This window comes from Pseudomonas sp. B21-056 (assembly GCF_026016325.1).
Taxonomy (GTDB): Bacteria; Pseudomonadota; Gammaproteobacteria; order Pseudomonadales; family Pseudomonadaceae; genus Aquipseudomonas.
This window is the reverse complement of sequence record NZ_CP087203.1, coordinates 469,455-483,869: the sequence shown is the minus strand read 5'-3', so window position 1 is coordinate 483,869 and position 14,415 is coordinate 469,455. Positions and strand designations below refer to the sequence as shown.

The following is a 14,415-nucleotide window of genomic DNA, read 5'->3' as shown; positions in this document are numbered from 1 at the left end:
CGGTCAATTCACCAATTGGTTGAGGCTCAAGACAGGCAGGAGAATGGCCATGACGATCAGCAGCACAACGCCGCCCATCACCACCAACATGGCCGGTTCGAAAAGACTCACCACCAGCGCGATTCGCGCCGCGAGGCTGGCCTCCTGTTGTTCGGCGGCGCGGGCCAGCATGCGGTCGAGTTCACCGACCCGTTCGCCGCTGGCGATCATGTGCAGCATCAGCGGCGGGATATCGCCGCCCAGTTCCAGGCCGCGGGTGAGAGTCCCGCCTTCGCGCACCGAACGGGCAACATCGGCCATGCGAGCGCGGATGGTCAGGTTGCCGATGACCTGCGCGGCGATGTGCAACGCGTCCACCAAGGGCACGGCGCTCCGGCTCAGGATCGCCAGGGTGCTGGCGAATCGGGCCGCTTCCATCGCCCGCAACACCTCGCCCAACAGCGGCAGCCGAAGCAGCAGGCGATGCCAGCGCAGGCGCCACAACGGTTGCCGCAGGCTCCAGCGCCACAGCCCGAACAAGCCGGCCAGGGCCACGAACATCAGCGCCCCATGGCGGCGCAACCCATCACTCACCGCGATCAGCGCCTGGGTGAGCCAGGGCAACGGCTGACCGCTGTCGATAAAAATCCTGACCACATCCGGCACCACGTAGCCCAGCAGGAAAGCGACAATCGCAACACAGGCCAACAGCAGAATCAGCGGATACACCAACGCCAGTTGAATGCGCTGGCGCGACGCCTGACGCGCCTGGGTGTACGTCGCCAGTTGCTCCAGCACCTGGCCCAGGTGACCGGATTGTTCGCCCGCCGCGACGGTGGCGCAGAACAGCTCGGGGAAGGCCTGGGGAAACGCTTTCAGGGCCGTGGCCAATGCTTGGCCTTCCATTACACGAGTGCGCACCGCCGACAGCAGATGGACCACGCGGCGCTTCTGGCTCTGTTGCGCCACGGCCAGCAAGGACTCTTCAAGAGGTAATCCGGCCTGGATCAGCGTGGACAGCTGCAATGTCAGCAATGCCAGGTCGGCCGGGCCCAGACGCCCCCCGGCGAAGCGGGTGCCCAAGGTGGCTTGCGCCTCGCCCTCGCGCAGTTCCCAGGGCAGCAACCCGCGCTCGCGCAATAACTGCCGGGCATGACGGGCGCTGTCGGCCTCCACCCGTCCCTTGCAGCGCCGGCCATGGGCGTCTTCGGCCCGATAGTCGAAGGTCGGCATCGCGCTAATCCTCCTGGGTGATGCGCAGCAATTCATCGACACTGGTCAGGCCTTCCAGGACCCGCTGGCGCCCGTCCTGGAACAGACTGCGGGAGGTCTTGCGCGCCTCGAACGCCAGCGCCTGTTCGGCCGCCCCCAGGTGAATCAGTTGCGCCAACGGGCTGCTGACACTGATCAGCTCATAAATGCCAAAACGCCCGCGATAGCCCGCCTGGCATTCATCGCACCCCCGAGGCCTGAACAGCCGTGGCGCGATATCGGCCTCGAGCCCGAGACGCCGACAGGTCGCGGCGTCGGCCACATAAGGCGTCTTGCAGGACGGGCACAGGGCCCGCAACAACCGTTGCGCGACGATGCCGGCCAGGGACGAGGCCAGCAGATAGGCATCCACGCCCATGTCCACCAGCCGCGTGATCGCGCCGACGGCGCTGTTGGTATGCAGGGTCGACAGCACCAGATGACCGGTCAAGGATGCCTGGACGGCGATTTCGGCCGTCTCGCGATCGCGTATTTCGCCCACCATCACCACGTCCGGGTCCTGGCGCAAAATGGCCCGCAAGCCACGGGCGAAGGTCATGTCGACCTTCGGGTTGACCGGCATCTGGCCGATGCCCGGCAGGTGATATTCGATCGGATCTTCGACGGTGAGGATGTTGCGGCTCTGGTCGTTGAGGCTGCTGAGCGCCGCGTACAGGCTGGTGGTTTTCCCCGAGCCCGTGGGACCGGTCACCAAGACGATACCGTGGGGTTTGCCAAGCAACCGGTGCAGGCTCGCCAGGGTGTCGTCCGGCAGGCCCAGGCGCGGCAGATCCAGGCGCCCGGCCTGCTTGTCGAGCAGACGCAACACCACGCGCTCGCCATGGGCCGACGGCAGGGTCGAGACCCGCACATCGACCTCATGCCCGGCCAGCCGCAACGCCATCCGCCCGTCCTGGGGCACGCGTTTTTCAGCGATATCCAGGCGTGCCATGACCTTGATCCGCGAGACCAGCAGGCTGGCCAGCTCACGGCGCGGACGCAGCATTTCCCGTAACTGACCGTCGATCCGCATGCGTACCGACAGGTACTGTTCGAACGTTTCCAGATGCACGTCCGACGCCTGCTCGCGGACCGCTTCGCTGAGCAGGGCGTTGATCAAGCGGATAATCGGCGCGTCGCCCTGCTGCTCCAGCAGGTCGGCGGTCTGTGGCAACTGATCGGCCAGGCTGAGCAAGTCCAGTTCCTCATCCAGCCCTTGGGCCACCTGTTCGGCAGCGCTCTGGCCCTGGCGATAGACACAGGCCAGACGCGTCGCGAACGGTGCGGGCTCCAGCACCTGGATCGGCAGTTCCCGGCCACACAGCCGACGGACCTCAGCCAGCGCGGTCAGCGGCGCGTCGCGACGCATCACCAGGTTCACGGTCGCCCCTTCACCGTCCAGCAGCACGCCGTGGCGCCGAGCAAAACCGAAGGGCAGCGGGACCAGGGACTCGCTCACAGATCACCCCGATTCTGCGGCAACGGATCTGCCGACGACGCTTCCACGGAAGGCTCGAACAACTGGCGCGCATCTCGGGGCAGCAGCAGAGAATTGTTCTGCCGCGAGCCCGGCTTGCTCAGTTCCCGCAGCGCGTCGTAGCGCTGGCGACTGACATCCGCCAGGTCTTCCTTGCCGCGCACGATGGTGGGCCGCAGGAACACCATCAGGTTGCTTTTGGTCTGGGTGTCGCGGGTCCAGCGAAACAGGGCGCCCAGGTACGGAATGCTGCGCAGCAACGGCACGCCGCTTTCCTGGGAACGGACATCGTCGCGGATCAGGCCACCGATGACGATGATCTCGCCGTCGTCCGCCAGGATCGTGCTCTTCAAGGCACGCTTGTTGGTGATCAGGTCCGACGAATCCACGCCCGCAACAGACGGGGCAATGTCCGAGACTTCCTGCTGGACCTCAAGGCGCAAGGAGGAACCCTGGTTGATATAGGGTTTGATCTTGAGGCTGATGCCGACGTCCTTGCGCTCCACCGTGGTAAAGGGATTGTCCGCGCCGCTGCCGTTGGTGGCGTAGGAACCGGTCTTGAACGGCACGTTCTTGCCGACAATGATTTCCGCCTCCTGGTTATCCAGGGTCAGCAGGCTGGGGGTGGAAAGCAGGTTGCTGCGGGTATTGCTCGCCAGGGCCGAGATCAGTGCGCTGAAGCGATCGCCGCCCAACCGCAGGAGCACGCCATCGACGTCCTTGGGGTTCAACTCGCCGATGATCGGAGTGTTGGTTCCCGAAAAACTGATGACCCCCTCCGCGCTGCCACTCTTGATCCCCCACTGCACCCCCAGCGCTTCGGCAATGTCTCCGGAAATCTCGACGATGGCGGCATGGATAAGCACCTGGGCCCGGGGTTGGTCCAGTTCCCGGACGATGTTCTCGATGGTGCGGACCTGGGCCGGTTCGGCGATCAGCACCAGGGCATTCTGGCTTTCATCGGCCTTGATCATGAACGGGCTGGCGGAAGCGCTTTCCCGGAGAGTCGCCTGGGCCGACGCGCCCTTCTTGTCCTGCCCGAGACCTTCCAACACCTCGGCCAATTGCTTGGCATCGCTGTGGCGCAAGCGGATGACCCGGGCATTGTCCTGGGACGCGGTGGCCGGAACGTCCAGGGCCCGGGCCAGCTTGGCCAGGCGTTGACGCACCAACGGAGCGCCGATGATCACCAGGCGATTGCCGCGCGCGTCGGCGATCACTGAACCGGCGGTGTCACCCTCGCGCTTACCGGCGGAGGCGTCCAGGATCGACGCGATATCCCCGGCCCGGGCATGACGCAACTGCACCACCTCATGATTGCGGTTGCGCCCCGCGTCCAACTGCTGCACGACCCGGGTGATGCGCTGCACATTGGCGGCCGTGTCGGTCACCACCAGCGCGTTGGAAGAAACCGAAGGCCCGATGTAGCCACCACCCGATACCAGGGGGCGGATCAGCCCGGCGACGTCGGCTGCGATGCTCGATTGCAGGTCGATGACCCGGGTGACGAACTGCGATGGCGCCGGATCTTTCATGTCGCCGGCACCGGCCCGGGTCCGGGCATCGGCGACCGGGGTGATCAGGATCCGCTCGCCTTCATCGATCACGGTGAAGTCGTGGGCATCGAGCACCGAATAGAACAACCGGCGCACACCTTCGCGATCCAGTGCCTGGCGGGACATGACGGAGATGCGCCCCGACACCTTGGGATCGAGCACCACGGTCTTGCCCAGGATCCCGGAGATTTCTTCGACCACGTCGCGCAATTCTGCATTGTTCATCGCCAGTTGCCAGCGCGCTTCCTCGGCCCGCGACACGCCGGCAAGCATCAGCGGGCAGGACGCGGCAAGACAGAGCAAGGCGCGCCAGACACGGCCCCGGATAAAGCTGTTCATCAATTCGATCACTCTGATTGCCCGGCCACCGGGCGTATGTATTGCGAGGACTGCGCCGTTGCAGGGCGCTCAGCTTCGAGGCTCACCCGGCGCAGCCAGGGCTTTGCCTCTTGTTGCAGGGCCAGGCGTTCTTCACGCCCGCTGCGCCACAACGTCACATGATCGGCCTCCACCCGGCGCAGCACGCTGCCACTGGGCAAGCGCTCCCCCACCCGGTAGATGCGTGCGCCTGCGGCGTCAGCCAGCAACGCCCGCGACAGCCCCCGGGCGATGACAAAACTGGCTTGCAAGGTCATCGGCTCGGCACTGGGCGAGTGGGCGCCTTCAGGTACGAGGCCGAGCACGATCGCCACGGCTTGTACGTTGGGTCGGCTGGCAACCGGAACGACCGGCGACTCGGCGACCGCCGGGATTTCACGGCTCAATGCCTGGCGAAAACGCCACTCCTGCCCGGCCAGGAACAGGCCATGCAACAGCGGCACGAGCCACATCACGTGCCGTGCGAAGGAATAACTTGAATGCATGACCGCGCTCTCGCTTGAAGGCCCCAGGCAACCCCCGCGGATTGCCCGAAGCCATCCCTGTCAGGACTTACAACTTGTCCCAGGCGCTTTGCCAGGAGGCACCGACACCCGGCTCGAAACCGTTCGCCGTCGGGCTGTACTGCTTGCAGTAACCGGACGCAGGGAACGGCTTGCACTCGAAGACTTCGTTGGTCTTGGGCTGCAACACCTTCGTACCGGCGGTGTATTCACCGAGGCTTTCAGGGAACACGAAGTCGTATTCGATATCCGCGCCCTCACCGGTCAGGACAACGCTGCGGGTCTCCTGGCGAGTGGTCCGCCCGTCCTCGGTGGTACCCAGCAGCGTCAGGGTATGGGCACCCGGAGCACTGCGCACATCCATGCTCAGCCCGATATTGCCTTCACCCGCGGATTGGCTGACGACACCGACCGGCTTGTTTTTCTCATCGAGCAACGTGGCTTCAAGGTTCATCCGGCGGTTTGTCTGCGCGGCGAACGCCAGGTTGACGCGGCCCTTGTCGAGTACATATTCCGGTTGCAGGGACGCAATGGTCATGCTGGCGCCGGCGTCTTCCTGCATGTCCAGCTGCACTTCATACCGGCTCACGCCGCTTTCTTTCTGGGCGTACAGGTTGTTGGTGCCTCGGACCGGGGTGATGTTGCCCTCATCGTCGCGAATACCTGCACGGATCAGGGGATGCGCCTCGTTGATGGCTTCGGCCAGTTTGAACGACCAGTTCTCAGGCCTGCCTTCCTCGGCGGAGTCAATGCTGATAGCCACGCTGTACTGGGGATTTTCGCCGGTGGCGGAGAACGCCCGCGCCTTGACCTTGTCGCCCGCCAGCAGTGGGGTCGACGATGCAATGCTGCCCACCGGCGACCAGCCACCCGGCAGTGCGGCTTCGACGAGGATGTTCACATCCGCCGGGTCGTAGAACGCGTTGTCGGTATCACCCACCGTCCAGACCGCCAGGATCACATGATGTCCCGACTTGCTGTCGGGTATGAGGCAGTGGTGCCTGGCACCCGGTTTCGGGGTCTGGTTGCCGCCGTCTACGGTGCAGAACGGCGCACTGTCGAACGAAGCACGCTTGAGGGCTTCGTTCGGGTTCCAGCCGTCGCGGGTAATGAAATACTCATGCCGGGTCGCCGGGTGCACGGCAGTGTATTGCCATTGGAAGGCAATGTTGCGGTCGCGGATTTCAGTCAGGTGCCAGCGCGTGGCCGACTGCGCATCAAGGGCGGAAAACAGCGGGTGACCACCGCTGGCAATTTTTCCGTCAATGGGCCCTTGCAGAGGTGCGCCGCCCGCTCCGTTGGGAAAGCCCTTGAAGGTTTCACCCGTGCTCTGGGGCTCGTATTGCGCGCCACCGCAGTTCTTGTTTTCACCTTTCTGGCACAGCAACGCACGCGAAGGCGGTACTTCAAGGAAGCCATGGGAGAACGCCCCCTGGGACACCATCATGGTCGACAAGAGGACGAGTGACGAGGCACATCCCGTTAATACCGTGCTCTTGTTGAAGTTGCTTTTCATATAAGTTCCAGACTAGTCATTCGAGATTGGGAAAGACGGATCACCGTCATCTTGAAAGGCACGCAGGAGTGCTCAGCGCCGTACCTCTCAGGCGCAGAACCTTATCGAAAACCCAATGTTTGCTATGTAGGGTAAATCTCTCTAGGTAGAAGGAAGGATCTCTGAATCTATTTTTCTTACATGACGAATGAAACTTCTTACACCAAAGACCTCAGCCGATATAAACAACAAACACGCTGGACAAAATAACCGCTTAGTTGATGTTGAATAGATAAACAGCACGCAAAAAAAAGCCTGTCCGACGCAGGGCCGGACAGGCTGCTTTAACGGGCTGGGCTAGGCGTGATATTGCGCCGACAGCTCATGCACCGCCCGCAGGAACGCACCGGCATGCTCCGGATCGACTTCCGGGGTAATGCCATGGCCAAGGTTGAACACATGGCCACTGCCCTTGCCATAGCTGGCGAGGATACGCCCGACTTCAGCACGGATGGCCTCGGGCTTGGCGTAGAGCACGGTCGGGTCCATGTTGCCTTGCAGCGCAACCTTGTGCCCAACGCGTTCGCGAGCGTTGCCGATGTCGCAGGTCCAGTCCAGGCCCAGGGCGTCGGCACCGGCCTCGGCGATGCTTTCCAGCCACAGGCCGCCGTTCTTGGTGAACAGGATCACCGGGACCTTGCGGCCTTCATGCTCGCGGATCAGGCCGCTGACAATCTTGCGCATGTAGGCCAGGGAGAACTCCTGGTACGCCGCCGCCGACAGGTTGCCGCCCCAGGTGTCGAAGATCTGCACCGCTTGCGCACCGGCCAGGATCTGGCCGTTGAGGTAAGAGGTGACCGACTGCGCCAGCTTGTCCAGCAACAGGTGCATGGCTTGCGGGTCGTCGTAGAGCATGGCCTTGGTCTTGCGGAAGTCTTTCGACGAACCACCTTCGACCATGTAGGTGGCCAGGGTCCACGGGCTGCCGGAGAAACCGATCAGCGGCACGCGGCCGTTGAGTTCGCGGCGAATGGTGCTGACCGCGTCCATGACGTAGCCCAGGTCTTTTTGCGGATCGGGAATCGGCAGGGCCTCGACGTCGGCCAGGGTGCTGACGACTTTCTTGAAGCGCGGGCCTTCGCCGGTCTCGAAGTACAGGCCCTGGCCCATGGCGTCGGGAATGGTGAGGATGTCGGAGAAGAGGATCGCCGCGTCCAGCTGCGGGTAGCGATCCAGCGGCTGCAGCGTCACTTCGCAGGCGAACTGGGGATTCATGCACAGGCTCATGAAGTCGCCGGCCTTGGCACGACTGGCGCGGTACTCCGGCAAATAGCGACCGGCCTGACGCATCATCCACACCGGGGTGACGTCTACGGGTTGCTTGAGCAGGGCGCGAAGGAAACGGTCGTTCTTCAGGGCAGTCATGTCGGCATCCGGAAAAAAAGTGCGGGCATTTTCTCAGAGCGCGACGCAAAAGGCACGGCAAGAGCCGTGCCTTTTATCTATCGGGGCAATTTGTCGCGGTGCAACACCCTAAAACCAATGTGGGAGCGAGCCTGCTCGCGATGAAGGCTTCACACTCAACATCTCTGTTGACTGATCCACCGCTATCGCGAGCAGGCTCGCTCCCACAAGGTTGTGTGTCGCCTGGTCAAATATCAAAACATCCAGACCCACAGGGTTTTGTGGCGCCTGGTCAGACTTGCAGGTAATCCAGGATCCCTTCAGCCGCGTTGCGGCCTTCGAAGATCGCCGTCACCACCAGGTCGGAACCACGGACCATGTCGCCACCGGCGAAGATCTTCGGGTTGCTGGTCTGGTGCTTGTACTGGCCTTGTTCCGGGGCCACGACACGGCCCTGGCTGTCAGTCTGGATGCTGAACTGCTCGAACCATGGCGCCGGGCTTGGACGGAAGCCGAAGGCGATGACCACGGCATCGGCCGGGATGATCTCTTCGGAGCCCGGGATCGGCTCGGGGCTGCGACGGCCACGGGCGTCCGGCTCGCCGAGACGGGTCTCGACCACTTTCACACCTTCGACCTTGTCTTCACCCACGATGGCAATCGGCTGGCGGTTGTAGAGGAACTTCACGCCTTCTTCCTTGGCGTTTTTCACCTCTTTGCGCGAGCCGGGCATGTTCGCTTCGTCACGACGGTAGGCGCAGGTTACCGACTTGGCACCCTGGCGGATCGAGGTGCGGTTGCAGTCCATCGCCGTATCGCCACCACCGAGCACCACGACCTTCTTGCCTTTCATGTCGACGAAATCTTCCGGCGACTTTTCAAAGCCCAGGTTGCGATTGACGTTGGCAATCAGGAAGTCCAGTGCGTCATAGACGCCTGGCAGGTCCTCGCCGGCAAAGCCGCCCTTCATGTAGGTGTAGGTGCCCATGCCCATGAATACCGCATCGTATTCTTCGAGCAGTTGCTCCATGGTCACGTCCTTGCCCACCTCGGTGTTCAGGCGGAACTCGATGCCCATGCCGGTGAAGACTTCGCGACGATTGCTCAGTACGGTCTTTTCCAGCTTGAACTCGGGGATGCCGAAGGTCAGCAGGCCACCGATTTCCGGGTTCTTGTCGAACACCACCGGGGTCACGCCACCGCGCACCAGCACGTCGGCACAGCCCAGGCCCGCCGGACCGGCACCGATGATGGCAACCCGCTTGCCGGTCGGCTTGACCTTGGACATGTCCGGACGCCAGCCCATGGCGAACGCGGTGTCGGTGATGTACTTCTCCACCGAACCGATGGTCACCGCGCCAAAACCGTCGTTCAGCGTACAGGCGCCTTCGCACAGGCGATCCTGTGGGCACACCCGGCCGCAGACTTCCGGCAGGGTGTTGGTCTGGTGGGACAGCTCGGCGGCCTGGAGGATGTTGCCCTCGGCCACCAGCTTCAGCCAGTTGGGAATGAAGTTGTGCACCGGGCACTTCCATTCGCAGTACGGGTTACCGCAACCCAGGCAGCGGTGGGCCTGGTCGGCCGACTGCTGGGGTTTGAACGGTTCGTAGATCTCGACGAACTCTTTCTTGCGTTGACGCAACAGTTTCTTCTTCGGATCCTTGCGCCCGACATCGATGAACTGGAAGTCGTTATTCAGACGTTCAGCCATTGTTAAAACCTCATCAAACTCTTCAGGCGCATATCACTGCGGGTTGGCACGGGTGCTGGAAAGCAACGACTTCAGGTTGGCAGCCTTCGGCTTGACCAGCCAGAAACGACGCACGTAGTCATCGAGGTTTTCCGCGAGTTCACGACCCCACTCGCTGTCGGTTTCCTCGACGTACTCATTCAACACGCGTTGCAGGTGGCTGCGGTAGGCTTCCATCGCCTCGCCGCTGATCCGCTGGATTTCCACCAGTTCGTGGTTGACCCGGTCAACGAAGCTGTTGTCCTGGTCGAGCACGTAGGCGAAACCGCCGGTCATGCCAGAGCCGAAGTTGTAACCGGTCTTGCCCAGCACACAGACGAAACCACCGGTCATGTACTCGCAGCAGTGATCCCCGGTGCCTTCCACCACGGTGTGGGCCCCGGAGTTACGCACGGCAAAACGCTCGCCCGCGGTACCGGCGGCGAACAGCTTGCCGCCCGTGGCGCCGTAGAGGCAGGTGTTGCCGATGATCGCACTGTCCTGGGTCTTGTAGGCGCTGCCCTTGGGCGGAACGATGACCAGCTTGCCGCCGGTCATGCCCTTGCCCACGTAGTCGTTGGCATCGCCTTCCAGGTACATGTTCAGGCCACCGGCGTTCCACACACCGAAGCTCTGGCCGGCAGTGCCCTTGAAGCGGAAAGTGACCGGCGCCTGGGCCATGCCCTGGTTGCCATGCCGGCGGGCGATTTCGCCGGAGATCCGCGCGCCGATGGAACGGTCGCAGTTGCAGATATCCAGGCTGAACTCGGCGCCGCTCAGGTCGTTGATCGCCGAAGCGGCCATGTCGACCATCTTCTCGGCCAGTTCACCCTTGTCGAACGGCGGGTTACGGTCAACCCCGCAGAACTGTGGCTTGTCTGCCGGGATCAGGTCGCTGCCCAGCAACGGAGTCAGGTCCAGGTGATGCTGCTTGGCGGTCTGGCCTTCGATCACGTCCAGCAGATCGGTACGGCCGATCAGCTCTTCGAGGGAGCGCACGCCCAGCTTCGCCAGCCACTCACGGGTTTCTTCGGCCACGTAGGTGAAGAAGTTCACCACCATGTCGACGGTGCCGATGTAGTGGTCCTTGCGCAGCTTCTCGTTCTGGGTCGCCACGCCGGTGGCGCAGTTGTTCAGGTGGCAGATGCGCAGGTATTTGCAGCCCAGGGCGATCATCGGCGCGGTGCCGAAGCCGAAGCTCTCGGCGCCGAGAATGGCTGCCTTGATCACGTCGAGGCCGGTTTTCAGGCCACCGTCGGTCTGTACCCGGACCTTGCCGCGCAAGTCGTTGCCACGCAGGGTCTGGTGGGTTTCAGCCAGGCCGAGTTCCCACGGCGCGCCGGCGTACTTGATCGAGGTCAGCGGCGATGCACCGGTGCCGCCATCGTAGCCGGAGATGGTGATCAGGTCGGCATAGGCCTTCGCCACACCGGCGGCGATGGTGCCGACGCCGGCTTCCGCCACCAGTTTCACCGAGACCAGCGCCTTCGGGTTCACCTGCTTGAGGTCGAAGATCAGTTGCGACAAGTCTTCGATCGAGTAGATGTCGTGATGGGGCGGCGGCGAAATCAGGGTCACGCCGGGGACTGCATAACGCAGCTTGGCGATCAGGCCGTTGACCTTGCCGCCGGGCAACTGGCCGCCTTCGCCGGGCTTAGCGCCCTGGGCAACCTTGATCTGCAGCACTTCCGCGTTGACCAGGTACTCCGGCGTCACACCGAAGCGGCCGGTGGCAACCTGCTTGATTTTCGAACTCTTGATGGTGCCGTAGCGCGCCGGATCTTCGCCACCTTCGCCGGAGTTGGAACGCGCACCGAGGCGGTTCATGGCTTCGGCCAGGGCTTCGTGGGCTTCCGGGGACAAGGCGCCGAGGGAAATGCCGGCGGAGTCGAAGCGCTTGAGCACCGATTCCAGGGGTTCCACTTCGCTGATGTCCAGCGGCGTGTCCAGAGTCTTGACCTTGAGCAGGTCGCGGATCATCGACACCGGACGGTTGTCCACCAGTGACGTGTATTCCTTGAACTTGCCGTAGTCGCCCTGCTGCACGGCGGCTTGCAGGGTGTTCACCACATCCGGGTTGTAGGCATGGTACTCGCCGCCATGGACGAACTTCAGCAGGCCGCCTTGCTGGATCGGCTTGCGCGGACTCCAGGCTTCGGTTGCCAGGGCTTTCTGTTCGGCTTCGATGTCGACGAAACGCGCACCCTTGATGCGGCTCGGCACACCACGGAAGCTCAGCTCACAGACTTCTTCGGACAGGCCGATGGCCTCGAACAGCTGCGCACCGCGGTACGAGGCGATGGTCGAGATGCCCATCTTCGAGAGGATCTTGAGCAGGCCCTTGGTGATGCCCCGGCGATAGTTCTTGAACACCTCGTAGAGATCGCCCAGCACTTCACCGGTACGGATCAGGTCACCGAGCACTTCGTAGGCCAGGAACGGATACACCGCCGAGGCACCGAAACCGATCAGCACCGCGAAGTGATGCGGATCGCGGGCGGTGGCGGTTTCGACGAGGATGTTGGAATCGCAACGCAGGCCTTTTTCGGTCAGGCGATGGTGCACCGCACCGGTGGCCAGCGACGCGTGGATCGGCAGCTTGCCCGGTGCGATGTGACGGTCGCTGAGCACGATCTGGGTGCGACCGGCGCGCGCGGCTTCTTCAGCCTGATCGGCGACGTTGCGGATGGCCGCTTCGAGGCCGACGCTTTCGTCGTAGTTCAGGTCGATGACCTGACGCGCGAAGCCCGGACGGTCGAGGTTGGTCAGCGAGCGCCACTTGGCCGGGGAAATGACCGGCGAGCTGAGGATCACCCGCGAGGCGTGTTCCGGCGACTCCTGGAAAATATTGCGCTCGGCGCCCAGGCAGATTTCCAACGACATCACGATCGCTTCGCGCAGCGGGTCGATCGGCGGGTTGGTCACCTGGGCGAACTGCTGGCGGAAATAATCGTAAGGCGTGCGCACGCGCTGCGACAGCACGGCCATCGGCGTGTCGTCGCCCATGGAACCGACCGCTTCGTAGCCCTGCTCACCCAGCGGACGCAGCACCTGGTCGCGCTCTTCGAACGTCACCTGGTACATCTTCATGTACTGCTTGAGCTGGTCGACGTCATAGAAAGCCGAACCGTGGTCGTTGTCTTCCATGGTCGCCTGGATGCGCAGGGCATTCTTGCGCAGCCATTGCTTGTACGGATGACGGGACTTGAGACGGTTGTCGATGGCGTCGGTGTCGAGGATCTGGCCGGTTTCGGTGTCCACGGCAAAGATCTGGCCCGGGCCTACGCGGCCCTTGGCGATGACATCTTCGGGCTGGTAGTTCCAGACGCCGATTTCCGAAGCCAGGGTGATGAAACCGTTGGTGGTGGTGACCCAGCGCGCCGGGCGCAGACCGTTACGGTCCAGCAGGCACACGGCATAGCGGCCGTCGGTCATGACGATACCGGCCGGGCCGTCCCACGGCTCCATGTGCATGGAGTTGTATTCGTAGAAGGCGCGCAGGTCCGGGTCCATGGTCTCGACGTTCTGCCACGCCGGCGGAACGAGCATGCGCACGCCACGGAACAGGTCGATGCCGCCGGTCACCATCAATTCGAGCATGTTGTCCATGCTCGAGGAGTCCGAGCCCACGCGGTTGACCAGCGGGCCAAGCTCTTCGAGGTCCGGCATCAGGTCGTTGGCAAACTTGGTGCGACGGGCCAGGGCCCAGTTGCGGTTGCCAGTGATGGTGTTGATCTCGCCGTTGTGGGCGAGGAAGCGGAATGGCTGGGCGAGCGGCCATTTCGGCAGGGTGTTGGTGGAGAAGCGCTGGTGGAAAACGCAGATCGCGGTTTTCAGGCGCTCGTCGCTCAGGTCCGGATAAAAGGCGGTGAGGTCCGCCGGCATCATCAGGCCTTTATAGATGATGGTCTTGTTGGAAAAGCTGCAGATGTAGTGATCGGTGTCGGCGGCGTTGGCCACGGACGAGCGACGACGGGAGCTGAACAGCTTGATCGCCATTTCCTGGTCGCTCAAGCCTTCACCGGCGATGAACACCTGTTCGATCTGCGGCAGGCGCGCCAGGGCCAGGCTACCGAGGACACTGGTGTCGATCGGCACTTTGCGCCAGCCAACCAGTTGCAGGCCGGCGGCCAGGATCTCGCGGTTCATGTTCTCGCGAGCAGCCTGGGCCTTCACCGGGTCCTGGTTGAAGAACACCATGCCCACGGCATATTGCTTGGGCAGGGTCACGCCAAACGTTTCCTGGGCAATGGCACGCAGGAACTCATCGGGCTTTTGAATCAGCAAGCCACAGCCGTCACCGGTCTTGCCATCGGCGTTGATCCCACCACGGTGGGTCATGCAGGTCAGGGCCTCAATGGCCGTTTGCAAAAGGGTATGGCTGGGCTCGCCCTGCATATGGGCTATCAGGCCAAAACCACAGTTATCCTTGAATTCATCTGGTTGGTACAGACCTGCTTTCATAGACACTTTCTCACCAGGCTGCCCCTTATCGAGGCAAATTTCTTTTCAATTCAACCAGTTGCGCTCCACGCCGAACGTACGCCGGCTTTGCGGGGGCAAAAGGGAGGTCATTGTACATGCCGACACAGACGCCCACAAATTTGACGACGAAACGTCGCAAATTCATGTCGCATTTGTGA

Annotated in this window: 8 protein-coding genes; all 8 read right to left on the bottom strand. The window is 62.8% G+C overall.

The genetic code is table 11. The annotated features are described in order from the left end of the window. Window positions 1–3: 3 nt before the first annotated feature. Window positions 4–1,212, bottom strand: a complete 1,209-nt coding sequence (gene gspF, locus LOY67_RS02120; RefSeq protein WP_265065735.1) for a type II secretion system inner membrane protein GspF — start codon at window positions 1,210–1,212, stop codon at window positions 4–6. A gap of 4 nt (window positions 1,213–1,216) precedes the next feature. Continuing rightward, window positions 1,217–2,689 carry a type II secretion system ATPase GspE gene (gspE, locus tag LOY67_RS02115; RefSeq protein ID WP_265065734.1) on the bottom strand — a complete coding sequence of 491 codons (1,473 nt, stop codon included), beginning with the start codon at window positions 2,687–2,689 and terminating at the stop codon, window positions 1,217–1,219. After that, on the bottom strand, window positions 2,686–4,602 hold the full coding sequence (gene gspD / locus LOY67_RS02110) for a type II secretion system secretin GspD (RefSeq protein WP_265065733.1): 1,917 nt from the start codon (window positions 4,600–4,602) through the stop codon (window positions 2,686–2,688). Before gspD ends, gspE begins: the two co-directional genes overlap by 4 nt. Before the next feature lie 8 nt (window positions 4,603–4,610). Next, a complete protein-coding gene (locus LOY67_RS02105; RefSeq protein ID WP_265065732.1) occupies window positions 4,611–5,126 on the bottom strand; it encodes a type II secretion system protein N in 516 nt (171 codons plus the stop codon). A gap of 67 nt (window positions 5,127–5,193) precedes the next feature. Next, window positions 5,194–6,660, bottom strand: a complete 1,467-nt coding sequence (gbpA, locus tag LOY67_RS02100; protein ID WP_265065731.1) for an N-acetylglucosamine-binding protein GbpA — start codon at window positions 6,658–6,660, stop codon at window positions 5,194–5,196. 336 nt (window positions 6,661–6,996) lie between these two features. Next, window positions 6,997–8,064 (bottom strand): uroporphyrinogen decarboxylase, encoded by a 1,068-nt coding sequence (gene hemE, locus LOY67_RS02095; RefSeq protein WP_265065730.1) that lies wholly within the window; start codon window positions 8,062–8,064, stop codon window positions 6,997–6,999. Between the two features lie 271 nt (window positions 8,065–8,335). Then, window positions 8,336–9,754, bottom strand: a complete 1,419-nt coding sequence (locus LOY67_RS02090) for an FAD-dependent oxidoreductase (protein ID WP_003196992.1) — start codon at window positions 9,752–9,754, stop codon at window positions 8,336–8,338. A gap of 33 nt (window positions 9,755–9,787) precedes the next feature. After that, window positions 9,788–14,236, bottom strand: a complete 4,449-nt coding sequence (gene gltB / locus LOY67_RS02085) for a glutamate synthase large subunit (protein ID WP_265065729.1) — start codon at window positions 14,234–14,236, stop codon at window positions 9,788–9,790. Between the last annotated feature and the right edge of the window lie 179 nt (window positions 14,237–14,415).

Bases quoted from the DNA above. Each gene is read 5' to 3' on its own strand.
- gspF (WP_265065735.1), bottom strand. From the start codon at position 1,212: ATGCCGACCTTCGACTATCGGGCCGAAGACGCCCATGGCCGGCGCTGC.
- hemE (WP_265065730.1), bottom strand. From the start codon at position 8,064: ATGACTGCCCTGAAGAACGACCGTTTCCTTCGCGCCCTGCTCAAGCAA.
- gbpA (WP_265065731.1), bottom strand. From the start codon at position 6,660: ATGAAAAGCAACTTCAACAAGAGCACGGTATTAACGGGATGTGCCTCG.
- LOY67_RS02090 (WP_003196992.1), bottom strand. From the start codon at position 9,754: ATGGCTGAACGTCTGAATAACGACTTCCAGTTCATCGATGTCGGGCGC.
- LOY67_RS02105 (WP_265065732.1), bottom strand. From the start codon at position 5,126: ATGCATTCAAGTTATTCCTTCGCACGGCACGTGATGTGGCTCGTGCCG.
- gspD (WP_265065733.1), bottom strand. From the start codon at position 4,602: ATGAACAGCTTTATCCGGGGCCGTGTCTGGCGCGCCTTGCTCTGTCTT.
- gltB (WP_265065729.1), bottom strand. From the start codon at position 14,236: ATGAAAGCAGGTCTGTACCAACCAGATGAATTCAAGGATAACTGTGGT.